25 protein-coding genes are annotated in these 23,885 nt (G+C 63.0%); 13 read left to right on the forward strand and 12 right to left on the reverse strand.

Annotated elements, in window-relative coordinates; genetic code table 11:
• Nucleotides 1-17 precede the first annotated feature (17 nt).
• The 3 genes from NKI67_RS08000 to NKI67_RS08010 are packed head-to-tail and all read right to left on the reverse strand — an operon-like array spanning nt 18 to nt 5,816.
• Nucleotides 18-3,326, reverse strand: coding sequence for an error-prone DNA polymerase (locus NKI67_RS08000; RefSeq protein ID WP_023675987.1), 3,309 nt, complete (start codon nt 3,324-3,326; stop codon nt 18-20).
• Nucleotides 3,323-4,801 (reverse strand): Y-family DNA polymerase, encoded by a 1,479-nt coding sequence (locus NKI67_RS08005; protein ID WP_352644945.1) that lies wholly within the window; start codon nt 4,799-4,801, stop codon nt 3,323-3,325. Before NKI67_RS08005 ends, NKI67_RS08000 begins: the two co-directional genes overlap by 4 nt.
• Nucleotides 4,743-5,816 (reverse strand): ImuA family protein, encoded by a 1,074-nt coding sequence (locus NKI67_RS08010; protein WP_352644947.1) that lies wholly within the window; start codon nt 5,814-5,816, stop codon nt 4,743-4,745. Before NKI67_RS08010 ends, NKI67_RS08005 begins: the two co-directional genes overlap by 59 nt.
• A gap of 257 nt (nt 5,817-6,073) precedes the next feature.
• Here NKI67_RS08010 and NKI67_RS08015 point away from each other — a divergent pair, with 257 nt between their 5' ends.
• Nucleotides 6,074-6,586 carry a hypothetical protein gene (locus tag NKI67_RS08015; RefSeq protein ID WP_156937495.1) on the forward strand — a complete coding sequence of 171 codons (513 nt, stop codon included), beginning with the start codon at nt 6,074-6,076 and terminating at the stop codon, nt 6,584-6,586.
• Between the two features lie 46 nt (nt 6,587-6,632).
• On the opposite strand, the gene NKI67_RS08020 is transcribed toward NKI67_RS08015, so the two are convergent.
• Nucleotides 6,633-7,466, reverse strand: coding sequence for a hypothetical protein (locus tag NKI67_RS08020; RefSeq protein WP_156937496.1), 834 nt, complete (start codon nt 7,464-7,466; stop codon nt 6,633-6,635).
• Between the two features lie 187 nt (nt 7,467-7,653).
• On the opposite strand from NKI67_RS08020, the gene NKI67_RS08025 reads away from it, so the two are divergent.
• A complete protein-coding gene (locus tag NKI67_RS08025; RefSeq protein ID WP_023680515.1) occupies nt 7,654-8,076 on the forward strand; it encodes a metallopeptidase family protein in 423 nt (140 codons plus the stop codon).
• Nucleotides 8,077-8,263: 187 nt separating this feature from the next.
• Here the strand turns inward: NKI67_RS08025 and NKI67_RS08030 are convergent, their stop codons facing one another.
• Entirely contained in the window at nt 8,264-8,470 is a 207-nt protein-coding gene (locus NKI67_RS08030) for a DUF1737 domain-containing protein (protein WP_023680516.1), read from the reverse strand.
• A gap of 28 nt (nt 8,471-8,498) precedes the next feature.
• Nucleotides 8,499-9,380 (reverse strand): HpcH/HpaI aldolase/citrate lyase family protein, encoded by an 882-nt coding sequence (locus NKI67_RS08035; protein ID WP_023680517.1) that lies wholly within the window; start codon nt 9,378-9,380, stop codon nt 8,499-8,501.
• A gap of 278 nt (nt 9,381-9,658) precedes the next feature.
• Between NKI67_RS08035 and NKI67_RS08040 the strand changes: the two genes are divergently transcribed.
• Genes NKI67_RS08040 through NKI67_RS08055 form a run of 4 tightly spaced genes read left to right on the forward strand, consistent with a single transcriptional unit; the run spans nt 9,659 to nt 14,677 of the window.
• Complete coding sequence (locus tag NKI67_RS08040; protein ID WP_352644950.1) at nt 9,659-11,209, forward strand: DUF4153 domain-containing protein; 1,551 nt, start codon at nt 9,659-9,661, stop codon at nt 11,207-11,209.
• Nucleotides 11,210-11,213: 4 nt separating this feature from the next.
• A complete protein-coding gene (locus NKI67_RS08045) occupies nt 11,214-11,906 on the forward strand; it encodes a response regulator transcription factor (RefSeq protein WP_023680519.1) in 693 nt (230 codons plus the stop codon).
• Nucleotides 11,894-13,480 carry an ATP-binding protein gene (locus NKI67_RS08050; RefSeq protein ID WP_023680520.1) on the forward strand — a complete coding sequence of 529 codons (1,587 nt, stop codon included), beginning with the start codon at nt 11,894-11,896 and terminating at the stop codon, nt 13,478-13,480. Before NKI67_RS08045 ends, NKI67_RS08050 begins: the two co-directional genes overlap by 13 nt.
• Before the next feature lie 30 nt (nt 13,481-13,510).
• Nucleotides 13,511-14,677, forward strand: a complete 1,167-nt coding sequence (locus NKI67_RS08055; protein WP_023680521.1) for an NAD(P)/FAD-dependent oxidoreductase — start codon at nt 13,511-13,513, stop codon at nt 14,675-14,677.
• A 29-nt stretch (nt 14,678-14,706) separates the two neighbouring features.
• Here NKI67_RS08055 and NKI67_RS08060 read toward each other — a convergent pair whose 3' ends face one another.
• The 4 genes from NKI67_RS08060 to NKI67_RS08075 all read right to left on the reverse strand — a co-directional run bounded on the left by NKI67_RS08060 (nt 14,707) and on the right by NKI67_RS08075 (nt 16,509).
• Nucleotides 14,707-15,195, reverse strand: a complete 489-nt coding sequence (locus tag NKI67_RS08060) for an SRPBCC family protein (RefSeq protein WP_023680522.1) — start codon at nt 15,193-15,195, stop codon at nt 14,707-14,709.
• Between the two features lie 38 nt (nt 15,196-15,233).
• Nucleotides 15,234-15,680, reverse strand: coding sequence for an SRPBCC family protein (locus tag NKI67_RS08065; RefSeq protein ID WP_023680523.1), 447 nt, complete (start codon nt 15,678-15,680; stop codon nt 15,234-15,236).
• On the reverse strand, nt 15,680-15,991 hold the full coding sequence (locus tag NKI67_RS08070) for an ArsR/SmtB family transcription factor (RefSeq protein ID WP_031213186.1): 312 nt from the start codon (nt 15,989-15,991) through the stop codon (nt 15,680-15,682). The genes NKI67_RS08065 and NKI67_RS08070 overlap by 1 nt, the downstream gene beginning before the upstream one ends.
• Nucleotides 15,992-16,083: 92 nt before the next feature.
• Nucleotides 16,084-16,509, reverse strand: coding sequence for a GNAT family N-acetyltransferase (locus tag NKI67_RS08075; protein WP_023680525.1), 426 nt, complete (start codon nt 16,507-16,509; stop codon nt 16,084-16,086).
• Nucleotides 16,510-16,676: 167 nt separating this feature from the next.
• On the opposite strand from NKI67_RS08075, the gene leuD reads away from it, so the two are divergent.
• The 6 genes from leuD to NKI67_RS08105 all read left to right on the forward strand — a co-directional run bounded on the left by leuD (nt 16,677) and on the right by NKI67_RS08105 (nt 20,778).
• A complete protein-coding gene (gene leuD / locus NKI67_RS08080) occupies nt 16,677-17,282 on the forward strand; it encodes a 3-isopropylmalate dehydratase small subunit (RefSeq protein ID WP_023680526.1) in 606 nt (201 codons plus the stop codon).
• Nucleotides 17,283-17,343: 61 nt separating this feature from the next.
• Entirely contained in the window at nt 17,344-18,273 is a 930-nt protein-coding gene (locus NKI67_RS08085) for an Ivy family c-type lysozyme inhibitor (protein WP_023680527.1), read from the forward strand.
• 112 nt (nt 18,274-18,385) lie between these two features.
• Complete coding sequence (locus NKI67_RS08090; protein WP_023680528.1) at nt 18,386-18,769, forward strand: RidA family protein; 384 nt, start codon at nt 18,386-18,388, stop codon at nt 18,767-18,769.
• A gap of 51 nt (nt 18,770-18,820) precedes the next feature.
• Nucleotides 18,821-19,171: a VOC family protein gene (locus NKI67_RS08095; RefSeq protein ID WP_031213189.1), complete on the forward strand. Its 351-nt coding sequence runs from the start codon at nt 18,821-18,823 to the stop codon at nt 19,169-19,171.
• Nucleotides 19,172-19,309: 138 nt separating this feature from the next.
• Nucleotides 19,310-20,413, forward strand: a complete 1,104-nt coding sequence (gene leuB / locus NKI67_RS08100; protein WP_023680530.1) for a 3-isopropylmalate dehydrogenase — start codon at nt 19,310-19,312, stop codon at nt 20,411-20,413.
• A gap of 47 nt (nt 20,414-20,460) precedes the next feature.
• Nucleotides 20,461-20,778: a hypothetical protein gene (locus tag NKI67_RS08105; RefSeq protein ID WP_023680531.1), complete on the forward strand. Its 318-nt coding sequence runs from the start codon at nt 20,461-20,463 to the stop codon at nt 20,776-20,778.
• 24 nt (nt 20,779-20,802) lie between these two features.
• On the opposite strand, the gene NKI67_RS08110 is transcribed toward NKI67_RS08105, so the two are convergent.
• Both NKI67_RS08110 and NKI67_RS08115 read right to left on the reverse strand, forming a co-directional pair.
• Entirely contained in the window at nt 20,803-21,513 is a 711-nt protein-coding gene (locus NKI67_RS08110) for a DUF805 domain-containing protein (protein WP_023680532.1), read from the reverse strand.
• A gap of 88 nt (nt 21,514-21,601) precedes the next feature.
• Nucleotides 21,602-23,434, reverse strand: coding sequence for a DEAD/DEAH box helicase (locus NKI67_RS08115; RefSeq protein ID WP_023680533.1), 1,833 nt, complete (start codon nt 23,432-23,434; stop codon nt 21,602-21,604).
• A 201-nt stretch (nt 23,435-23,635) separates the two neighbouring features.
• Here NKI67_RS08115 and NKI67_RS08120 point away from each other — a divergent pair, with 201 nt between their 5' ends.
• Nucleotides 23,636-23,785, forward strand: a complete 150-nt coding sequence (locus NKI67_RS08120) for a hypothetical protein (protein ID WP_023680534.1) — start codon at nt 23,636-23,638, stop codon at nt 23,783-23,785.
• Nucleotides 23,786-23,885 lie beyond the last annotated feature (100 nt).

Here is a 23,885-nt window from a genome sequence, read left to right on the forward strand (position 1 = left end):
CGCGATCTTTCGCGCCTCTATTGAAAATTGCGCCCTTTGGGCATGACCTTCTCTGCCTTTCCCAGTAGTTCCGTTTGCGCGATGCTGCCAGGCTGAGCCTCGTCTGCACTGCTCGACAGTCTGTCCGCAGGCCTTGCCTGCTCAAGCAGCACCGACAGCCACGGCGTCAGATCCTCGACCTTCTCGGCGACGATATGGATGACGTCCGATTCCGATTGCAACTTGCCGGTGACGCGGATGAGACGCGCGCCCATGACGATGGGGCGGAAGCGGTCAAAAGTCCTTTCCCAGAAAATAATGTTGGCGACCGCATTCTCGTCTTCCAGCGTCAGGAAAATCGCCTTGCCATTGCCCGGCCGCTGCCGCACCAGCACGAGGCCGGCGACCGAAACGCGCCGGCCGTCCCGCACCTGGCCGAGCCGCACATTGGGCGTGACGCCGGAACGATCCAGCCTTTGACGCAGGAAGGCGACCGGGTGCGCCTTCAGCGACAGGCCAAGCGAGCGGTAGTCGTGGACGACGTGCTCGCCGAGCGGCATTGTCGGGAGCCTGGTTGCAGGCTCCAGATCGCGCAAGCGGATCGCCGGCTGGTCGAACAGCGGCAGCTTTTCGGCGGCACTCTTGCCGTCGAGCGCGCGGACCGCCCATAGAGCGTCGCGACGGTTCAATCCAAGCGACCGGAAAGCGTCGGCCTGCGCCAGTTTTTCGATCTCGTCGACGTTGAGGCCCGAGCGCAGCCAGACGTCGCGTACGGATGCATAGCCGGCGCCGCGCCTCGACACAAACGCTTCCATGCGCTCCTTCGACAGGCCCTTGACCTGGCGAAAGCCGAGCCGGACGGCATGGCTGGTCCGGATGACGCCGCGCATCTGGGCATGGCGGTCAAGGATACGATCCGGATCGAAAGGCGATTTCTCCAAGGCGCAATCCCAGCCGGAAAAATTGACGTCGACCTCGCGGATCTCGACGCCGTGGTCATGCGCGTCGCGGACAAGCTGGGCCGGCTGGTAAAACCCCATCGGCTGGGAATTCAGGATCGCGGCGCAGAACACGTCGGGATAGAAGGTCTTGAACCAGCAGGAGGCATAGACCAGCAGGGCGAAGGAGGCGGCGTGGCTCTCGGGAAAGCCGTATTCGCCAAAACCCTCGATCTGCTTGAAGCAGCGCTCGGCGAAGTCTTTTTCGTAGCCCTTGGCGACCATGCCGTCGACCATTCTCTTGCGGTAATTGCCGATCGTGCCGGTGCGCTTGAATGTCGCCATGGCGCGGCGCAGTTCATCGGCCTCGCCCGGCCTGAAGCCGCCAGCAACGATGGCGATCTTCATCGCCTGCTCCTGGAACAGCGGCACGCCCAGCGTCCTGCCGAGTATTTTTTCCAGTTCCGGCTTGGGATATTCGGGTTTTTCCTTGCCTTGCCGGCGGCGCAGATAAGGGTGGACCATGTCGCCTTGGATCGGGCCGGGCCGCACGATCGCCACCTCGATGACGAGGTCGTAAAAGCTTTTCGGCCGCAGCCGCGGCAGCATCGACATCTGCGCGCGCGATTCGATCTGGAAGACGCCGATCGTGTCGGCACGGCAGATCATGTCGTAGACATGCTTGTCCTCGGCAGGCAGAGTGGCCAGCACATAGGGCAGGCCGTACTCGTCCCGCGCCTGCGGATAATGATCCTGGAGCAGGGTGAAAGCGCGCTGCAGACAGGTCAGCATGCCGAGCGCCAGCACGTCCACTTTAAGGATTTTCACCGCGTCGAGATCGTCCTTGTCCCACTCGACCATCTTGCGCTCGTCCATCGCCGTCTTGACGATGGGCACGATCTCGTCGAGCCGGTCCCGGGTGATGACGAAACCGCCGACATGCTGCGACAAATGACGAGGAAAGCCCATGATCTCGTTGGCGCATTCGATCACATGCCTTGTCGATGGATCGGTCTGATCGAGGCCGCCGGCCTTTGTCTCCTTTTCGCCGAGCTCCGAGGTCGACCAGCCCCAGATCGAACTGGACAGCGCGCCCCGGACGTCGTCCGACAGGCCCATCGCCTTGGCCACTTCGCGCATCGCCGAGCGGCCCCGGTAGCTGACGACGGCGGCGGCCAGCGCGGTGCGCTTGGTGCTGTATTTGGAATAGATGTACTGGATGACCTCCTCGCGCTTTTCATGCTCGAAATCGACGTCGATGTCGGGCGGCTCGTTTCTTTCCTCGGAAATGAAGCGTTCGAAAAGCGTTTCGATCTTGTCCGGGCCGACTTCGGTGATGCCAATGCAGAAGCAGATGATCGAGTTGGCGGCAGAGCCGCGCCCCTGGCAGAGAATGTTCTGGCTGCGGGCGAATTTGACGATGTCGTGGACAGTCAGGAAATAGCGCGCGTAGTTCAGGCGCTCGATCAGAGCGAGCTCCTCCTCGATGCGCTGCGTCACAAAAGCGGGCACGCCCGAGGGGTAGCGGATGGCGGCTCCCTCCTTGGCCAGCCTTTCCAGTTCGGCCTGCGGCCCAAGACCCGATTCCGTCGGCTCGTCGGGATAGTTGTATTGCAGGTCACTGAGCGAGAAGGTCAGCTCGCCGGCAAAACGCAGCGTTTCCGCCAGCGCTTGCGGATGCCTGCGGAAAAGCCGTGCCATCTCCAGCGGCGGCTTTAAGTGACGCTCGGCATTGGCCGCCAGCTCCAGCCCCACCTCGGCGACGGGCACATTGAGGCGGATCGCCGTCAGCACGTCCTGCAGCGGGCGCCGTTCCGACGTATGGTAGAGAACATCGTTGGTCGCCATCAACGGGATGCCGGCCAGCTCCGCCATCGCCGCCGCCTGCTCGATACGGAAGCGGTCGTTGCCGCGGTAATCCGGCGAAACCGCAAGCCGCAGGTTTTCACCGAAACGATCCGTGAGCCGGCTAAGGAGTGCGAGGCTGGTTTCCGCGTCCGCCGACACATCCGGCAGTATGGCGAGCGACAGGAGATCGCCCCATTCGAGAAGATCGCTCTGTTTGAGGAGCGTCGCCCCTTTTTCGTTCTCGTCACGCAGATTGGCCTGCGTCAGCATGCGGCAGAGATGCCCCCAGCCCTTGCGATCCTGCGGGTAGGCGAGGATGTCCGGCGTGCCGTCGCAAAAAACCAGGCGGCAGCCGGGATGATAGGAAGCACCCTCCACCTTGGCCTGCTGCCAGGCGCGCACCACGCCCGCCACCGTGTTGCGGTCGGCGAGACCGATCGCCGAAAACCCCAGGAATTTTGCCGCGACCACCAGCTCCTCCGGTTTCGAGGCACCGCGCAGAAACGAGAAGTTCGACTGGATGCCGAATTCGGCATAGGGAATGGCCGTCAGCGCATTCATGCGAAGATCCCATGCATGAACCAGCGCGGCGAAGGCAGCGAGGCGCCGTAAAGACCCTGGCGGTAGAGCCAGTAACGGCGGCCGTCGGCATCCTCGATGCGGAAATAATCCCGGGTTGGCTCATCTTCTCGTCCCGGCGCCCCTCGCCACCATTCCGGCGCGATGCGCTCCGGCCCTTCGGCGCGCGCGCCCCGGTAGAGCGCGCGCCGCCAGCGGAAGTTCAAAGGCGGGCCTTCCGGCATTTCGGTGGCCGGCACCTCGATCGGCTCGGGCGAACGGAAAAGCCGGATCGGCCGTTCCGGCTGGAAGACGGTCGTGGGAGCATCCTTCACCTTGTCCGGCTGCTTCGGCGGCGAGCTTCTCTGCGGCGCCTCCGTGAAGGGGAGGGTGGCGACGGCGCGCTCCGGCAGATGGCTCTCGACGGCGACCGGCTTCAAGACCGCGCCTTCGCCGAGCCGGGCGCGAATGCGGTCGGCAAAAAGCGCGATATCGGCGCCGTCGTCGCTCGTTTCGCCGGCAAGGTCGGCCTGCTGCATATCGAAGGCGGCGGCGGTCAGCACCGAGAGGCGCACGAGATCGAAGCCATAGCCGGCGTCGATATCCTGTTCGAGCGCGGCAAGCCGTTCGTGGAACAATTTCTGGATCAGCAGCGGCTCACGCAAGGGCCGCGAGGTGCCGACGGCGATGCGGCTGACGCCGCCATCGACGCGGAAAAGCAGCAGCGCCAGCCGCCTTGCGCCCTCGCCGCGACGCTCGAGGTCGCTCTTCAAGGTGGTCGCCAGCATGCCGGTCAGCCGCTCGATGTCTTCGGTCAGCATGATCGGCTCGGCAAGGTGACGCTCGACCGAAAGCGGTGCCACCGGCAGGCGCGGCGACACGGCCTCCTCGAGGCGGCCAAGCGCCTGGTCGAGGCGCAAGAGCAGCGATGCGCCGAAGCGGCGGGCCAGCGGCGCGCGCGGTGCCGCCATGACGGCGCCCGCCGTGCGCAGGCCGACGCTTTCGAGGCTGGCGCGTACCTCCGGGTCGATGCGCAGCGCCGCCAGCGGCAAGGGCACGAGAAGCGCTTCCTCCTCGCCATCGGGCACGATGCGGTCACCGGCAAACCGCGCCGCCGCCCAGGCAGCACCAGGCGTGGCGGCAAGCCCGGCGCGGACATCGAAGCCCTGATGGAAAAAACGCGACAGGATATCGTCCAGCATCGAGCGTTCGCCGCCGAAAAGATGGGTGCAGCCGGTGACGTCGAGATAGAGGCCGTCGGTCCCGTCAAGCGCCACCAGCGGGGTATAGCGGTCGCACCAGTCGGCGAGGCCTTCGAGCAGGCGCCGGTCGGCCTCCGGATCGGCCTCCACGATGTCGATCGAGGGATGCATGGCGCGTGCGTCGGCTATGCCCATGCCGCGCTTCAGATTAAGCGCCTCAGCCCGTTCGTCGAGGGCGGCGATGCGCTGGGTGTTCCCTTGGCGATGGCTGATCACCAGCGGCAGGTGATCCGACGGCCGGGAACGCCAGGACCGCCCCAGACGCTGCCGCAGGATCCTCTCGGCGGCGAGATGCGGAAACCACAGGGATAGGATTCTTTGGCCGTTCTGGGGGCCATTCCTGAGACCTTCCTTGCTCGCCCCGTCTTTCTTCGAATATGCGTTCATCGGGGTTCCACTCCAGTGTGAATTTTCCGGGCAAGGCCGTGCGGCTCTTGCCGATGGCGACGGTGAAGGCGGGCCGGCCGATCGAGCCGGCGAGCGGCCCGGCAAGCGTCTTACGCGTTGCCGCCGGTGCCGCCGACAGGATGAGGCGGACGGGCGCTGCCGTCGGTTCGGGCTCGCCGGCCTGGCGCAGCAGGAACAGCGGCCGGCCCGCACTCTGCGCGCGGGCGTGCAGCCGCCGCGTCGCGGTGAGGTCAAGCCGCTGCGGGCTGCCGCGGATTTCGAGGATGACGGCGGCCAGCGCCGTCATCCGGGCAGCCTCCTCGGCGATCCACAGCGCATCGAGCAGCCTTGGCGCCTCGGAAAACAGCAATTGCTTCGGCTCGATGCCGAAGAAGGCGTGAAGCCCCCTGGCATAGGGAAAGCCGGCCTCGCGGAAAACCTCGGATGTGCCGATCCACAGCACCGGCAATCGCGGTCCCTGGCTGAGGATCAGGCTGACGAGCGACAAGGCAAAACCGGCAACGGCCCCGGCATCGCGGGTCGCGGCGCCATGAAACTCGCTCACCGCCGCCTTCGGCAGGCCGCCGCTCAGCGCAGCATCGAGGCGCTCGGCGCCGGTGCGCAAAAACGCATCGGGCGGCGCCACGGCGAGGCCGCGCCGGACAATGGTCAGATTCCGAGCGGGTGTCGGATGCCGAGAGGGTGTCAGACTCTGACGAGGGACATCCGCGTCAAACGACGAACTGGCCGGCGCCTCCAGGCGCTCGGGCAAGGTCCCTTCGATCTTCGCGATCTGGCGGCGCAGGGCAAAAACAGTCTCCCGCGCCACGGCGCTTGTCGCCATGACGGTCAGCTTCCACTCACAATTGTTCCTGTTATGTTCCATATAGATTCCAGAGGACGCCCGAAGAGTCAAGCAGAGTCATGGGGAATTTATTCCTGCCCTGAGCACACACCTTGATATCGTGCGCTTGCTCAACGCCGGTATCGCACAAAGAATGCGGTCACGTGTCTCTTCCCAATCCATAAGGCGAACGCGGGGTCCCCCGCTTGTGCCGCGCTTGAAGACGGGCAATTGTGCGACGTGCAATGGGGGTGAACATGTGGAAGACGCGATCGAGCCGTTGGTTCTTATTGTTATTTATCGCGTTCAATGCCGCCGCACTTGGGTTCTGGTATTTTTCAATTGACTACTTCCCGCCAAAGAATTGGTACGGATATACGCAAGGTGCCGACGCTGGGATCGACATTCAATCGCCTACTGGAAAAGCGATCATGGTAATGGAGTTTTTGCCCGTCATCGGATCAGGCACGAATTATGAACTGAAGAGATACGACGAGCGATGCGGCCTAGAAGCACTTGCAAAGTTTCCAGGGAGGCCTTTGGGTTTGACGTATCGCGAGGTCTATTTTTGCAATGCGGCGGGCCTGAGTGACGCAGACTTTTCGGTAGCCAGCGGGTACTTCAAGCAAACCATCGATGGCATGTATTCGCAGCGATACGGCCGCATGGCTAGGGACGTGGCTTGGCTGCTAGCAGTGGCGTCGCTCGCGTGGTTAGCCTGCTTCTTATTATTGTGGGCGATGCGCTGGGCAAACGCACCGGCAAAATAGCCGGTTCAAAACGAGGTGCGAAACCACGAAGCAGAGCAGATTTATCCTATTCAGCCAAACCTCCGTCTGGCTCCGGCATGCTTACTTCATTGGGCGCACAATGAACCCCCAATGTTTGCATGAAGTATGCGACACACCTCACGATATGTAGCGCTTCAGAGTCGGTATAAAATGACTCGACATGCATTGTGCCATTTCGCCATGGATTCTTGACAGCGTCCAGGGACGCAAACATTCTTTCAAATGATGCTCCTTCGGAATTAGGCATTCTTGCAGGGTACTTTTCTTCAATTTGACTTTTGATTGTCTTTAGCATCGTGCCCCAATTGCGCTCACCAGGTTTGGTCTGATCGGGCAAATCAAGCAAATCTGCAAGCTTCCTTATGCCGACTTCAAGCATCCTCATTGCGTGGAAAACGGCTGCAGTAGGCCTTTGCAGAGCCAAACATTTGCAAGCTTCCTCTAACTCACGCGCTGCGTCATGGAAAATTCTATTTATATCCCAATCATCCACTAACTTATTCGCGGGCTGGAACAAGGTTTTTTGGTTGCGATTTAGAATCATAAACGAAAGGAGCTGACACTCATCTCGCAGGCGGCTCTGCACGTCTGAAATGCATCTCCCGATTTCGTCCATCATTATCTTTTCATTAGCATCAGCGAGCCTAGCGGCCATCCTAGATGCCGCCATAGCTGCGACTTCTGCACCTATGAATGTCGTCGCTGCGGTCAATTCTTCGAAACTGGACCGCAGGTTGTCTCTCGCTGTCGTAACCTCGGTGGTTTTGCCCGCATCGTCAAAGACGGTTTCAATAAACGTTCTGACGCGCTGCACCTCTTGGATGGTGTCGAAGAACTTTGCGGTATTTAGTTCCAGCATGTTGAAGAGGCTCCACCGGCGGTAGCGGCTTGCCACTACCTTGATTGCGCGACTCGGAATCTAAATCAGCACGATACCATCCCTTAATGAGAATTATTCCTCCTTGTGATCTTGAGGCACAGGTGACACCCCCTCCATTTGCCGAGTCCGGCCTGAAAGCCTATATGCCGGGATCAAAGGACAAAGCATGGCTCGCATCTACCAAACACGCATCTGGCACGACCAGCTTTCGCCAACGATGGAGGAAATCGAGCTCCTGGCGCTGGAGGCCTATGCCCATCTGCCGGAGGACTTTCGCAAGTTGACCGGCGAGATCGTCATTCAGATCGCCGAATTCCCGACCGACGAGATCATGGACGACCTTTCGCTGGAAACGCCCTTCGACCTATTGGGGCTGTTCGAGGGGCGCGGCATCGCCGAGCGCTGGAATCCGCAGACCGGCGAGGGGCCGAACCGCATCACGCTCTATCGTCGCGCCATCCTCGACTACTGGGCCGAGAACGAGGAAACGCTGGGCGACATCGTCACCCATGTGCTGATCCACGAGATCGGCCACCATTTCGGCCTGTCGGACGACGATATGGAGAAGATCGAAGAGGCAGCGGAGTAGGATGTGCTGATATTCAGGTGATGCCGGCCTGCGAACGGCGGCTTCCCGCGCTTCCGGTGCTCACGTCCCCAAAAGTACGCTCCGCTCCGGTTCTCGGAAACCACCCAGTCTGGTCGCTTCGCGCCCGTTTTCGACTCCGGCGCGGCCTGACCTGAATCTCAACACACCCTCGGCGCTTTTGCAAAGCCTACCAGTCGCTGAGCTTGGTGTCGGGCCCGTATTCCTGGCCCTCGATGTCCTTCACCACGGCCTGGCCGCAGCGCATGGTCTTGGCTTCCTGGTCATAGGCATAGGTCGGCGAGCCGAACAGGTGCCAGCCCTTGTTCAACGCCGCCGTCACCTTGTGGCAGAAGCTGGCATCGTCCGGGCCGGACAGAAAGCGGTAGAGTTTCATTCTTCAATCCTGTCGTCAGTTACGTTAGTCATGCGCGAACAGCGGTGGCCTTCGCCAGCAGTTTTTCGGCCTGCGCCAGATGCAGCCGCTCGACCATCTTGCCGTTCAGCGCAACTACCGCCCTACCGGTATTTTCGGCGAGCGCGAAGGCATCCTTGACCGCGCGCGCCTCGGCTATTGCTTCGGGCGACGGTGCAAAGGCGCGGTTCGCGGCTTCGATCTGAGCTGGGTGGATCAGCGACTTGCCGTCAAAACCCATGGCGGCCGCTTCCGTGCACTCGCGCGCAAACCCGTCCATATCGCGAAAATCATTGAAGACGCCATCGAGCAGGTCGAGGCCGCCGGCACGCGCCGCGAGCACCATTTGCATCAGCCATGGCACGAGATAGCGCCGATCGGGCGTGGCGAGAATGCCGGTGTCCTTGATCAGGTCGTTCGTTCCGGCAACGAAACAAACCAGGCGAGAGGCTGGGTCGCGGCCGAGCTCGGCGATCGGCCCGATATTGAGCAGCGCCTTGGGCGTCTCGATCATCGCCCACAGCTTGACCTCGTCCGCGATAAAATTGTCGTCGAGCACGTCGCCGGCCTCGAGGATGTCGCGCGGCGTGTCGACCTTGGGCAGCAGGATGGCGTCGGGCGTGCATTTTGCCGCGGCCGGCAGATCGTCGGCGCCCCATTCGCTCGACAGCGCATTGATGCGCACCACCATCTCGCAGCGCCGGTTGGAATGGCCGGCGAAAATCGCCGCCAGCTTTTCGCGCGCGGAAGGCTTGTCGGCCGGGGCGACGGCGTCCTCGAGATCGATGACGACGGTATCGCAGGCCAGCGATTGGATCTTGGCCAGCGCCTTGTCGTTCGAAGCCGGGACGTAAAGCACCGAGCGGCGCGGGCGGTAGCTTTCGGTGGTCATCTCCGATCTATGCCGTCTGCAGCCGGCCGAGGCAAGCCGTGCATAAAAACTGCACGCAATTTCGGAAAATCTCCTCGTCTCCGCCCCGCTTGCCACCCGACCGGATGCGACAAGGGCGGCATGCAAGAGCGAACGAACTCCCGTTGGTCCCTGCCATACCGGCTTCGCCGCGAAAGCTGGTGGCTCGTCGATCCGCCCCGGACTTCGGTAAACCTCCTCCCTTTCGTCCGGAAATCCCCGCCCACCGGCCGCATCAAAGCCGCCGAGAAAGCCCGATCATGACAGTATTCCTCTCGGCGGCGCCGAGCTATTGCAACCGCTTCGGCGTTGCCGTCCTGCTCGTCGCGCTGGCCGATTTTTTCTTCTATGGCCAACCGGCGGGCATCACGCTTTTCCTGTTCGGCGTTGCGATTGCAGCGGCGAGCATGGCTCTCCATCCTCTCGGCGCCTTCAACGATGGCAGGTTCTGGTTCAAGCCGGTTGCGCTGTTTATGGCGCTGCTGCCGCTTGTGGAAAATGTCAGCGCACTGTCCGTCTCGATCGCGCTGGCGGCGACGGCCATCTTCGCGCTTTCACTGGCCGGACGGTTGCGGCGCGGCCTTGCCCGTATTGCCGGCCAACTCTCGCTGTTCCTGCTTGCAACGCCATTTCGGCTCGTCCTGGATTTCTTCCGCTGGCGCATGGCGGCGCGGCGGCTTGGCCGGCGGCGCGTGCGCCTTGCGGCGATCGCCGTCTGGGTCATGCCGCTGGGCCTCGGCGCAGTGTTTCTCGCGCTGTTCGGCGCCGCCAATCCGGTCATCGAATACTGGTTTTCACTGATTGATCTCTTCGCCCTGCTCAACCTCACGCAGTTGCCGCGTCTTGCCTTCTGGCTGTCCGTGCTCGTCGGCCTATGGGCCTTTCTGCGGCCGCGCCTGCCGCGGTTTCTCCGGCATATTCCCCGGTTGGGAACGCCTGCCAGCACACCTACGAGGCCAGCCATAAGTCCCACCATCGAGGACATCGTCTTCGGCAAGGCCGCTATCCTCCGCGCGCTCGTCGTCTTCAACATCCTGTTCGCGGTGCAGAGCGCACTCGACGCCACCTATCTGTGGGGCGGCATCGCGCTTCCCGACGGGCTGACCTATGCCACCTACGCGCATCGCGGCGCTTATCCGCTGATCGTCACGGCGCTGCTGGCCGCCGGCTTCGTGCTGGCGGCGCTGCGGCCGGGAAGTGCGACCTCCGGTGATCCGCTCATCCGCCGGCTGGTTTATGCCTGGGTGGCGCAGAACATCCTCCTGGTGATCTCGTCGATCCTGCGGCTCGATCTCTATATCGGTATCTATGCGCTGACCTATTGGCGTGTCGCCGCCTTCGTCTGGATGGGGCTGGTGGCGGCGGGCCTTGTCCTGATCACAGCCCGCATCGCGCGCGAAAAGTCCAACGAATGGCTGCTTTCCGCCAATCTTCTGACGCTATCGGCGACGCTCTATGCCTGCTCGTTCATCAACTTTGCCGCGCTGATCGCCAACTACAATGTCGACCATTGCTTCGAAATGACCGGCCAAGGCACCCATCTCGACGTCTGGTACCTGCGCTCGCTCGGGCCCGGCGCCTTGACGGCGCTCGATCGCTTCGTCCGGCACCAGAGCAGGACGGTTTCCGCGGAGGATGCCTCCATCCGCGAACTCGCCGGCTGGTATGCACAGGACGAAGCACGCTTCCGCGCCGGTCAGGAAAACTGGCGGGGCTGGAGCTTTCGTGACTGGCGGCTCAACCGCGCCCTCGACAGGCGTGGCCCGTTCGTGGTTCCTCCGATGTCCGAACCCTTCATGCCGGGCCGCTGATTTGATGCCGCACCACATACTGGTCGCCGACGACGACCCGCACATTCGCGAAATCATCTGCTTCGCGCTGGAAAAGGCCGGCATGAAAACGCTGGCGGTGCCGGACGGCGCGGCTGCCTTGCAGGCGATAGAGCGCCATGCGCCCGATCTCGTCGTGCTCGACATCGGCATGCCGGAAATGGACGGGCTGGAAGTGTGCCGGCGGCTGCGCCACACATCCGACCTGCCGGTGCTGTTCCTGTCCGCGCGGGATGAAGAGATCGACCGCGTCCTCGGGCTGGAGATGGGCGGCGATGATTATGTCATCAAGCCGTTCAGCCCGCGCGAGCTGGTCGCCCGCGTCAACGTCATTCTGCGCCGCGCTCGGCCCACGCCGGAACCAGCCGACGACCGGCAATTCTCGCATGGCAGACTGTTGCTGGTTCCGGCAAGCCATACAGCCAGCTTCGACGGCAAGCCGCTGGCGCTGACGTCGATCGAATTCGCGATCCTGAAAGGCTTTTTGGCGCGGCCGGCGCATGTGCTTGGCCGCGACATGGTGATGGCCAACGCCTATGCGGCCAATATCCATGTCGCAGACCGCACCGTCGATAGTCATATCCGCAACATCCGCGCCAAGCTGGCGGCCGTCGGCTGCGTTGATGCGATCGAGACCGTGCATGGCGTCGGCTTCCGGCTCGGCCGATGCGGGAGTTGAGCGCCCAAAAATGGATTGGCAGCAAATGGCGGCCACGGCTTGCCACGGTCGTCATTGCCATCCTGATCATGGTGATGGCGCTGCCGCTGGCCGGCCTGTTCTTCTTCCGGCTCTACGAGAACCAGCTGATCAGGCAGACCGAGGCCGAGCTGATCGCACAAGGTGCCGCCCTTGGCGCGATCTATGCGCAAGAGGTCCGTGAGGCCGGCCTTGCCCCGGAAAAGCTCGGCGCACCCGTGCCTTCACCCAACACCAGCGATCGGGCTTCTCCCTACCAGCCGATCGAACCGCGCCTCGATCTTGCGTCCGACAGGATCCTGCCGACCCGGCCCGCGGCCACCGCGGCCAGCGCCGATCCCGCCTTCGCTGCAATCGGCGCACGCCTGAGGGGCATTCTTGCCGAGACGCAGAAGACCACGCTCGCCGGCTTCCGGCTGCTCGATCCCAGGGGCGTGGTCATCGCCGGCCGTGAGGAGGCCGGCCTGTCGCTCGCGGCTGTCGAAGAGGTTCGCGCAGCGCTTGCCGGCCGCTACGCCAGCGCGCTCAGGCTGCGGGTTCCCGACCAGCCGTCGCCGCCGCTCTATTCGGTCAGCCGCGGCACCAAGGTTCGCGTCTTCGTCGCCATGCCGGTTGCGGTCTCCGGCAAGGTCGCCGGCGTCGTCTATCTGTCGCGGACGCCGAACAACATCGTCAAGCATCTCTATGGCGAGCGCGGCAAGGTGGCGCTGGCGGCAATCGCCATCCTCGGCGGCGCGCTGCTGATCGGGCTGGTCTTCCTGCGCGCCGTCAGCCGTCCGATCTATGCGCTGATGGAACGCACGAAACGCATCGCCGCCGGCGACCGCGCGGCGATCAGGCCGCTCGATCACCACGGCACGCGCGAAATGGGTGAACTCTCTGCTGCTTTCCTCGACATGGCCGAAAAGCTGCACGCACGCTCCGACGGCATCCAGACCTTTGCCACCCACGTCTCGCACGAGCTCAAATCGCCGCTGACGGCGATCCAGGGGGCCGCCGAACTGCTGCGCGATTCGGGCAGCGCGATGGACGAGGCCGAGCGGCGGCGGTTTTCGGACAATATCGTCACCGATGCCGGCCGGCTCAACCTTCTGGTGCGCCGCCTGCTCGACCTGGCGCGCGCCGAAAATCTCGAGCCGAGCGGCGAAAACACGTCGCTCGGTGCGGCACTGGCGCTGCTGCCGGCCGACGACAGGCTGGCGGTGCGCGTCGATGCGGGCACCGAGATCGGTCTGCGCATATCGGCCGAAAACGCTGCGATCGTGCTGGCCAATCTCATCGACAATTCGGCGCGGCACGGCGCGACGCTGGTATCGGTCACAGCCGCAAAAGCGGACGGCAAGGCCACCATCGTGGTCGCTGACGACGGCGCCGGCATTTCGCCCAGCAACCGAGGCCGCATCTTCGAGCCGTTCTTCACCACGCGCCGCGATTCCGGCGGCACCGGCATGGGCCTCGGCATCGTGCTGGCCCTCCTGAAAGCGCATGATGGCACGATCCGGCAGGTTGACTCGGCGAGCGGCACGCGCTTCGAGATCATCCTGCCGGCGGCGTGACTCGGCGGTTCAGATCGGAAGGGCGAAAAGGTGCATTACGACATCGTCATCATCGGCGGAGCCATCGTCGGCTCCTCGGTCGCCTATTATCTGCGCGAGGAAGGGTTTTCGGGCTCGATCGCGCTTGTCGAGCGCGACCCGCAATTTTCTCATGCCGCGACGACGCTGTCCTGCGCCTCCATCCGCCAGCAGTTTTCGATCCCGGAAAACATCCGTCTGTCGCAATTCACGCTGAAACTGTTCCGGCGGCTCAAGGAAGAGTTTGGCGCGGACGCCGATATCGGCTTTCGCGAAGGCGGTTATCTCATCCTTGCCGGCGAAAACGGGCTGCCTATCCTGCGGGCCAACCACGAAGCGCAGATGGCCGAGGGCGCCGACATCCTGCTCGAGGATGCGGAGGCGCTCGTCCGCCGCTTTCCGTGGCTGTCGGTCGAGGGCATTTCCGCCGGCGCCTATGGCCGCAGCGGCGAAGGCTGGTTCGACGCGCATGCGATGCTGATGCTGTTCCGCAAGGCACTGCGAAGCAAGAACATCGATTTCATCACGGCGTCGGTGACCGGTATCGAGCGGCAGGGGAAGCGCGTCGCCGGTGTGACCCTCGACAATGGCGAGCGGCTCGAGGCCGGCACCGTCGTTAACGCCGCCGGGCCGAATGCCGGCAAGGTGGCGGCAATGGCCGGGCTGGCGCTGCCGGTGGAGCCGCGCAAGCGCAATGTCTTCGTTTTCGAGGCGCGCGAAAAATATGAGGACATGCCGCTGCTGGTCGACCCGAGCGGCATCTATGTCCGGCCGGAGGGCTCGGTCTACATCACCGGCGGCGCCGAGCCGGAAGAGGGCGAAGGACCGGCCGACCCCGCCGACTTCGACGCCGACTGGCCGCTGTTCGAAGAGGTGATCTGGCCGGTGCTGGCGGGCCGCATTCCAGCCTTCGAGGCGATCAAGCCGACGCGCGCCTGGGTCGGCCATTACGACTACAACACGCTCGACCAGAACGCGGTGATCGGCCCGCATCCCGAGGTCGGCAATTTCCTCTTCGCCAACGGGTTTTCCGGCCACGGCTTGCAGCAGGCTCCGGCGGTCGGCAAGGCGCTGGCCGAACTGATCGTGCATGGCGGCTATCGCACGGTGGATTGCTCGGCGTTCGGGTACAGCCGGATCGCCGACGGGCGGCCGTTCCGGGAATTGAATGTAATTTAACGCTTGCGCGAAGGGATGCTACCGTTGGGTTAGGCCGCCACCAAGCCGCCTGCACCAAGATACGCCTGAAGCCAGCCCAGCACCCTACCCCAGCCTTCCGCGTGCTCTGTTGCAGCGTCAGCGAGGCCGGCAAAGCCGCCATGGCAGATGGTGACGCGCGTGCCGCCGGCGATCGGCTCCAGCAGCCAGGCGACTTTGGTTTCGCGGCGGCCAAGCGTCGGATGATCCCAGTCGTATCTGCGCGTCTGCACGATCCGGCGCGGCTCTTCGATCTCCAGGAATTCGCCACTGGCGGGCAGGTGTCTGCCGGCCGCCGTCTCGACGGTGACGCTCCAGCGGCCGCCGACGCGGAGGTCGGCCGCCCATCCGGTCATCCGGTAGGTCCTGGCGGACCCCCACCAGCGCTCGACCTCGCGTGTAACGAGCGCGTCAAATATCCGCTCGGGCGGCGCGCAAACATCGGCGCTCGCCATGACGGTCTCGCCATTGGTCATGCTGTGCACCGCGGAACCGTGCATTACCTGTCCTCCAGAAACGTTTCGCTATCGAAACGACCTCAAGCCTTCGATGCCGGGCGCGACAGGCCTTTGCCGGTTTCGAGCAAGCTCTTCAGGCTGGACAGGATGAGCGGCCAGCCGTTCGCCACATGGCCAAGCAGCTTGTGCGGTCCATCGGCTTCGTGTGTGATGGCGAGCTTCATCATCTCGCCCTCCTGCTCGATGGCGAAGGTGCAGCGTGTGTAGCCGTCCGCCTTGACCTCGGGCATCAACTCGTTGCGCCATTTGAGCACGATGCGCTTGGGTGGATCGATCTCGAGGACCTCGCCGCTGTCGGTGACGCGGCCGTCGGTGTAAACCATCTTCCACGCCGAACCTTGTTTCCAGTCGCTTAGCATCTGGGCGCCGAGGAAATATTGCCGCTGGAACTCCGGCTCGGTCAGTGCTTGCCAGAGTTTTTCGGGCGAGGTGCGGATGTAGGTGACATAAACGAAAATGTTGCTCATCAGTCTTCCCTTTCGAGGCGTTTCTTCAAATCGCTGAGGGCGCCCAGTCGTCCCCGCTCGAATTTGCCGATCCAGCGTTCGGCGATCTCGTTGATGGGAACCGGATTCAGATAATGTTGCTTCTCGCGTCCCTTGCGGATGGTGGTGACGAGGTTTGCTTCTTCCAGGATCGCCAGATGCTTGGTCACCGCCTGGCGCGTCATGTCCATCTCACCGCACAGCGCGTTCAGCGTCTGCCCGTTCCTGGCATGAAGGCTGTCCAGCAATCGCCGGCGTGTCGGGTCGGCCAAGGCGCGAAAGACGGCATCCATGCTCATGACTCTAATATGCAACCATTTGGTTGCATGTCAAGAGGCAGAACCCTAGCCAAGAATGCGCGGGTTGAGGTCGCTGGGAGTGGATTTCAGCGCTTGCGGCCGAACCAGAATGCGTTGGGCATGCGCTCCATGCCGATACGCTCATAGAAGCCGACGGCGTCGGGCATGGAGATCAGGCTGATGGCAACGGAAGGTCCGAGTTGCCGGCGTGCCTCATCCATCAGGCCCTTGCCGATACCCAGCCCTTGCGCCGATGCAGAAACAGCGAGCTCGGAGATATAGCAGACCCAGGAAAAGTCGGTGACGCCGCGAGCGACACCAACCAGCGGCTTGCCCGGTGCATCGATGCGCGCGGTGAGCACCAGGGCGGCACTCGTGAGCATCGCCTTCAAACGGGCATGATCATCGACGGGCCGTGTCTCGCCGAGGCCGGATTCCACCAGAACGCGGCGGAACTCGGTGATGCCGAGGCCCGGTTCGCTGGCGTAAAGGATCGTGGATCGCGTTGTCATGTCGACAAAAGTGCACCATGGGCTGGTGGTTTTGAAGCTGTTTTGTACCGATTTTGTGTTTCGATCGACGACGGAAGTCCAAAAACAGCCGTCTTTTATTTGCCCGCGGCATTGTGTAAACCGAGCGCCAGCAATTCCCCGCAACGAGAAGAAGACGGGCAAGAACCATGGAAAAATTCACCAAGCTCACCGGTGTCGCCGCGCCGATGCCGATCGTCAATGTCGACACCGACATGATCATCCCCAAGGATTATCTCAAGACGATCAAGCGCACGGGGCTCGGCACCGGCCTGTTCGCCGAAATGCGTTACAAGGACGACGGCTCGGAAAACCCGGACTTCGTGCTCAACAAGCCGGCCTACCGCAAGGCGCAGATCCTGGTCGCCGGCGACAATTTCGGCTGCGGCTCGAGCCGGGAACATGCGCCGTGGGCGCTGCTCGATTTCGGCATCCGCTGCGTCATCTCGACCTCGTTCGCTGACATTTTCTACAATAACTGCTTCAAGAACGGCATCTTGCCGATCACCGTCAGCCCGGAAAACCTGGAGAAGCTGATGGACGATGCCTCGCGCGGTTCCAACGCGACGCTGTCGGTCGATCTCGAAGCCAAGGAAATCCGCGGGCCGGACGGCGGCGTGGTCAAGTTCGACCTCGACGAATTCAAGCGCCACTGCCTCTTGAACGGCCTCGACGATATCGGCCTGACCATGGAGAAGGCCGGCGCCATCGCTTCGTTCGAGAAGAAGAACGCCGAGCTGCGGCCCTGGGCCTGAGCGGTAGGATGACCTGGCCGCGACAGGCCGGGTTCGTGGCGGCTGAACGGAGGGGACAGTCATGACACGTTCGCTTCTTGCCGGGGCCTGCGCGCTGGCGTGGATTCTGATGCCGGTGGCAGGGGCGCATGCACAGACCGACATGGTGCTCGTGCCGGCTGACGATTCGTCCGGCGGGGCCGCCGACCAGGGCGCGTTGAGCAATGCGGCCCTAGCCGACAATGACAAACAGGCGCCGATCCCGTTCGAGGGCGGCCAGCTGACCATCACTCAGGAGGAAGAGTACGGGGAACGGGTACTCGCCTTCGACGGCAAGGAACTGGCGCGCAATTACGACGTCTTCTTCGACAAGATCGTCGAGGTCGGCGGCGTCAAGGTGGCGCTGGTCGATGTCGGCGACGGCGGCAATCAATGCGGCCCAGCCAAGGTGATCGTTTGGAAGCCGGAAGGCGGCACGATCCAGACGGTCACGGTCGAGCAGGATGAATGCGGCGCGCCGCCGGCCGCGATCTCCGACAGCGCCGTCTATTTCGTACCCTATCTTTTGCCGGGCGATTCCAAGCCGGCGCTGCAATGGTCGCCGACGGCCGGACTGACGATTTCCGGCAATCTGACCTACATGCCGGAGCCGGGCACCGACTGGAAGGACGTCGATCCGTCGAAATACGACAACATCATCGACGCCTTCCACAATGAAGCGGTCTACAAACTAGCCGAGACACTGCTTGGCAGGGACATGCCCGACATGGCGACCAGCCTGCTGGTCGGCGGCGGCACGGAAAAAACCGCGTCGGGCGCCTTTTTTGCCAGCGGCTGCGTGCCGCATGATTGCGGCGGCAATGACGGCTTCATGGCGGTCGACCCGGTCAACCAGAAGCTCTATTTCGCCCGCCGCGGCGACAAGCCCGAGCCGGACGCGTGGCCGGCGGTGAGTACATGGCCGGCCGACGTCAAGGAAGCGCTGGACAAGGCGCTGGGGTCGGCGAATTAGAAATCGTTCTGCCGCGATCTTTCGCGCGCCCCGGACATCTCCCCACTTGGGGGGAGATCGGCCGTCACCGCCGCTTTCGCCAAACCGCCTACGCTGCAAAAAAGGAGGACCTATGCGAAAACTGATCTCCACCGGTTCGCCCTTCGAGAACACCGCCGGCTATTCGCGCGCCGTGGTGCAGGGCGACTGGTGTTTCGTGTCCGGAACGACCGGCTACGATTATGCGACCATGTCGATGCCGGAGACCGTAGAGGCACAAACGCGCAATTGCTTGGCGACGATCGCCAAGGCGCTCGGGGACGGCGGTTTCGACGTGGCCGATGTGGTGCGGGCACATTACTATATCACCGATGCGGCTTTCGTGGATGTGGTGTTCCCGATCCTCGGCGAGGCCTTTGGCGAGATCAGGCCGGCGGCAACGATGATCGTGTGCCAGCTCAACAAGCCGGAGATGAAGATCGAGATCGAGGTGACGGCGCTGCGGCGCACAGCCTGATGCCTGTCACGGTTGCGAAAACGACACGGTTAGCACGAGGATCGGCCCATGGTGAAGGTCAGGCGCATCGTTGCAAACATAGACACGCAGGATATCGCGGCGGCAAAACCCTTCTATCAGGATGTGCTCGGCCTCGATCTCAAGATGGATATGGGCTGGATCTCTACCTATGGCTCGCAAGAGACGATGTCCGTGCAGGTCAGTTTCATGGCCGAAGGGGGATCAGGAACGCCGGTGCCGGACATCTCTATCGAAGTCGACGACGTCGATGCCGCGCTTGAAAGCATGAGGACGGCCGGCTTTGCCATCGAATACGGTCCGGCGGACGAACCCTGGGGCGTGCGGCGCTTCTTCGTACGCGACCCGTTCGGCAGGCTGGTCAATATCCTTTCGCATCTGTAGGCGTTTTGTCTTGAGCATCGGATTCTCCCAAACCGGTTTCCACCTTTGGGTCCGATGCTCTGAACCGCGGGCTTGCGCGCCGGCTGCTTGGCGTTTAGCAAGGCCGCGTTCATGCGCTAAACGATTGGAACGGTTCTCATGGCTTCGAAAAATCTTCTCCTGCTTGCCGGCGACGGCATCGGCCCCGAGGCGATGGCCGAGGTGAAGAAGCTGATTTCCGCCATGAACGACAAGCTCGGCAGCGATTTCGTCACCGATGAGGGCCTTGTCGGCGGCTGCGCTTATGACGCGCATGGCGCGGCGATTTCCGATGCCGACATGGCCAAGGCAATGGCGTCGGACGCGGTGCTGTTCGGCGCTGTCGGCGGACCGAAATGGGATGCGGTGCCTTACGAGGTGCGCCCGGAGGCGGGTCTGCTGCGGCTGCGCAAGGACATGGAGCTGTTTGCCAATCTCAGACCGGCAATCTGCTATCCGGCGCTGGCGGCGTCCTCCTCGCTGAAGCAGGAGGTGGTCGAGGGGCTCGATATCCTGATCGTGCGCGAGCTCACCGGCGGCGTCTATTTCGGCGAGCCTAAGCAGATCATCGACCTCGGCAACGGCCAGAAGCGCGGCATCGACACCCAAATATACGATACGTTCGAGATCGAGCGCATTTCGGGCGTTGCCTTCGAATTGGCGCGCACGCGCAAGAACCACGTCACCTCGATGGAAAAGCGCAATGTGATGAAGTCGGGCGTGCTGTGGAACGAGGTCGTCACCCAGACGCACAAGGCCAGGTATGCCGACGTCAAGCTTGATCACATGTTGGCCGATGCTGGCGGCATGCAGCTGGTGCGCTGGCCGAAGCAGTTCGACGTCATCGTCACCGACAATCTGTTCGGCGACATGCTGTCCGACATCGCCGCCATGCTGACCGGCTCGATCGGCATGCTGCCGTCGGCCTCGCTCGGCGCGCCGGATGCGAAGACAAAAAAGCGCAAGGCGCTCTACGAGCCGGTGCACGGCTCGGCGCCCGACATCGCCGGCAAGGGTATCGCCAATCCGATCGCCATGATCGCCTCCTTCGCCATGTGCATGCGCTATTCCTTCGGCATGGTTGATGAGGCCGACCGGCTGGAAGGCGCGATCGCCGCCGTGCTCGATCAGGGCTTGCGCACCAGGGATATTCATTCGCCGGGGATGACCGAGGTCGGCACCGCTGAGATGGGCGATGCGATCATCGCCAAATTTTTGGGGTGACAGGTGTATGGGTGAGGTGCAGCGCGCCATTGAAAGGGATCTTCTCGATGAGTACGAACGCCAGGCTGAGTTTCGCGGCGATCAACGCCTCGCGCCATTGCTGCAGTTCATCTGCGAACGATATCAGGTCGAAAAAGAGCGATTTCTACCTGATAAAAATCATTCCCGATCAATACGAGTTGTGTCTCTTGATCTGGCTTTGGCCGGATAGGGTGGTCGACTGCGAAATCGCCTATGAAGGGTCTACATTCGAGGTTGTCGGGACGGAAACGATCCAGACCCACAAGAAGACCCTTCGTGGTCATTCCGCGAAGGACTTCAAGATCATCGAACGCATCGCCTTGAGCGAACACAATCAGCTTTAGCTAGCAGAACCAACTCAGGTGGGATTATGCGGTCTTGATTCCCTCCGGCACCGGACCCCACTGGTTCTCGCGGGGCTGGGTCGGGATCAGCGCGAAGACCAGGATGATCAGGCTGCCGAAGGTCGGGACCAGGATCAGCAGGAAGAGCCACCCTGTCAGGCCGATATCGTGCAGGCGACGCACGTTGAGACCGAACCACGGCAGGGCGGTCGCCAGCAGGAAGAGGCCGCAAAGGCCGACCGTCACTGCCGGCAATTCATCGAGATTGCCCATGGCGTGGTCGATGAAGAGGCCGATGCCTATGACCACGATCAGCGCGACCGTCCAGAACAGGCAGTAGCCCCAATATTCCTTGCGGCGGGCACGGCCGGCGAAGTTGAAGTAATTCTCGGTCAGACCCCGCCAGAAGTAGCTCCACAGGCCGGCCGATTCGGCCGGGCTTTGTTCAGCGGAACGGCCGAAATGTTGCGGCTGACGTGCCGCGGGCGCATTGCCGGCCTGAGTTGGGGCGGCGGTTGCAGTGGAGGCGTCGGCGGGCGCACTGGCAGGTTGGGCGCGGATCGAAAAAACATCGCGTGCCCGTCCGCCAGCCGGCTGGAATTCGACGGTCGTACCTCCGGCAACCGATGCTTCGCGGCGCAAATCTTCGCGCGCCAAAGTGTAGCGGTTGCCGTCGGCTCCGGTGATGAAGCCGAAACCCTGGTCTTCGTCGTAATGAAGAACTACGCCGCGCATGTCCTGCCCACCCCCATTTCCCCGCCCCAGACTGTGCAAAGTTCCGGCAGACCGCAAGGGGCGTGCGGAAATGGAGAGTGCTGGCTATTTACCCTGGCCGTTTCTTCGATTTCTTGTGTTTCGCAGGTCCGCCTTCGAACTTCGCCTTGGCCGGTTTCCCGCCCCAGGGCTTCGCCTCGAATGCCGGGCGCTGGTCGTCCGGTGCGCGCTTCTCGAATTTGGGCGTGTTCTGATCGAAGGTGCGCTTGCCGCGGTGCGGCTTCTTGTCGGGTCGTGGTTCCTGATAGCCGGCCCGCGACAAATCCGGCGTGCCGTCCAGCCGCTTGACCGCAATGTTGCCCTGCAGCTTGCGGTCGGGGCCGATCGCAGCGAGGAAACGCTCGGCCCAGTCCGCCGCGATCTGCACGAAGGTTTCCTCCTGCTGCATCTTGATGGCGCCGATCTCGCGCTTGGAAATGCCGCCTGTCCGGCACAGCATCGGGATCAGCCAGCGTGGCTCGGCATTCTGCCGGCGTCCGACCGACAGCGAGAACCAGACGCTGTCGCCGAAATCGTCGCGGCGGCTCGGTGCCTCGTCCCGGCGCGCAAATTTTTCGCCCGACGGCGTGAACGGTGCCACGTCGAGAAGATCCTCCGGCGCCGAGTGGCTGGAGCGGCACATCCGCACGAAGGCGGCGGCTACCTGTTCGGGCCCGTGCTGATCGAGAAGCGCCTCGACGAAGCCGCGCTCCTCATCCTTCATAGGCTCGCTGAAGACCGGATCAGCGAGAATGCGCTCGTCGTCGCGCCGTATCACGTCGTCGGCCGACGGCGGGCTCGCCCAGGTTGCCGCAAGGCCGGCACTTTGCAGCAGCCGCTCGGTGCGCCTGCGGGCACTATTGGGCACGATCAGCGCGCTGACGCCCTTGCGTCCCGCACGGCCCGTGCGTCCGCTTCGGTGCAGGAGCGTTTCCGGGTTGGTCGGCAGGTCGGCATGGATCACCAGCTCGAGATTGGGCAGGTCGATGCCGCGTGCCGCGACGTCGGTGGCGATGCAGACCTTGGCGCGGCCGTCGCGCATCGCCTGTAGCGCGTGGCTGCGCTCGTTCTGGCTAAGCTCGCCGGACAGCGCCACGACGGAAAAGTTGCGATTGTTGAAGCGCGCCGTCAAATGGTTGACGGCGGCGCGCGTGTTGCAGAACACCAGCGCGTTCTTGGCCTCGTAATAGCGCAGCACGTTGATGATGGCGTTTTCGCGGTCCGCCTGGGCGACGCTCAGCGCCCGGTATTCGATGTCGAGATGCTGCTTTTCCTCACCGGAGGCCGAGATGCGCACAGCATCGCGCTGGTAGCCCTTGGCCAGCGTGGCGATGGAGCGCGGCACGGTCGCGGAAAACATCAGCGTGCGGCGATCGGCGGGTGCGGCATCGAGGATGAATTCCAGATCCTCGCGAAAGCCGAGATCGAGCATCTCGTCGGCCTCGTCGAGCACCACTGCCTTGAGCGCCGACATGTCGAGCGAATTGCGGGTGATGTGATCGCGCAGGCGGCCGGGCGTGCCCACGACGATATGGGCGCCGCGCTCCAGCGCGCGCCGTTCGGTGCGCATGTCCATGCCGCCGACGCAGGACGCCACCGTGGCGCCGGTCAGTTCGTAGAGCCATTCCAGCTCGCGCGTTACCTGCAGGGCCAACTCCCGCGTCGGCGCCACGGCCAGCGCCAGGGGTGCCGCCGCGTGGGAAAAGTGCTCCGCGCCATCGAGAAGGGTCGGCGCCAAAGCCAGACCAAAGGCGACGGTCTTGCCGGAGCCGGTCTGGGCCGAAACCAGCGCATCGGCCTGGCCAAGCTCGAGAACGGCGTTCTGCACCGGCGTCAGCTCGACATAGCCGCGTTTTTCCAGCGCCTTTGCCAGCGCGGGAACAATAGCTTCGAAATTGGACATCTTGCTCTTTCGAAATTCGGATTCTGAATACCCGGCGACGGGTCAAATGTCGGCAAGCGCCACAGACGGGCGCCACGAGCCAGACGATGCTCGTTCGTACTTGGTGCCGCCGTCATTGTACAGGGCGGGCGGGTCGGCCTGGTTGCGATTGACTCTAGACGTAAACCGCGTAAAAGCCGGCACCGAACGGGATAGTTTTCGATGCGCGGCCTTTTGATGGCGCCTTCTGCCTTCGACATCCCCGGCCCCAATGCGAACCATTGGGCCGGGCGCGTCGCTGCGTCTCCTCGTTCCAGCAAAATCACGTTCTTGCTCAAAAAAACCGGCAAAACGACCACCAAAACGGTCTGATTCCCTTGGCCTAACCACCCTCTCCCGGGTCCGGCCCGGGGGTTGAAACCCGCATCGGCCGGCGGGTTTTCTCCAGAAAACGAGCGGAGAGGGACAGGAG

Source organism: Mesorhizobium sp. M0408, assembly GCF_040321495.1.
Taxonomy (GTDB): Bacteria; Pseudomonadota; Alphaproteobacteria; order Rhizobiales; family Rhizobiaceae; genus Mesorhizobium.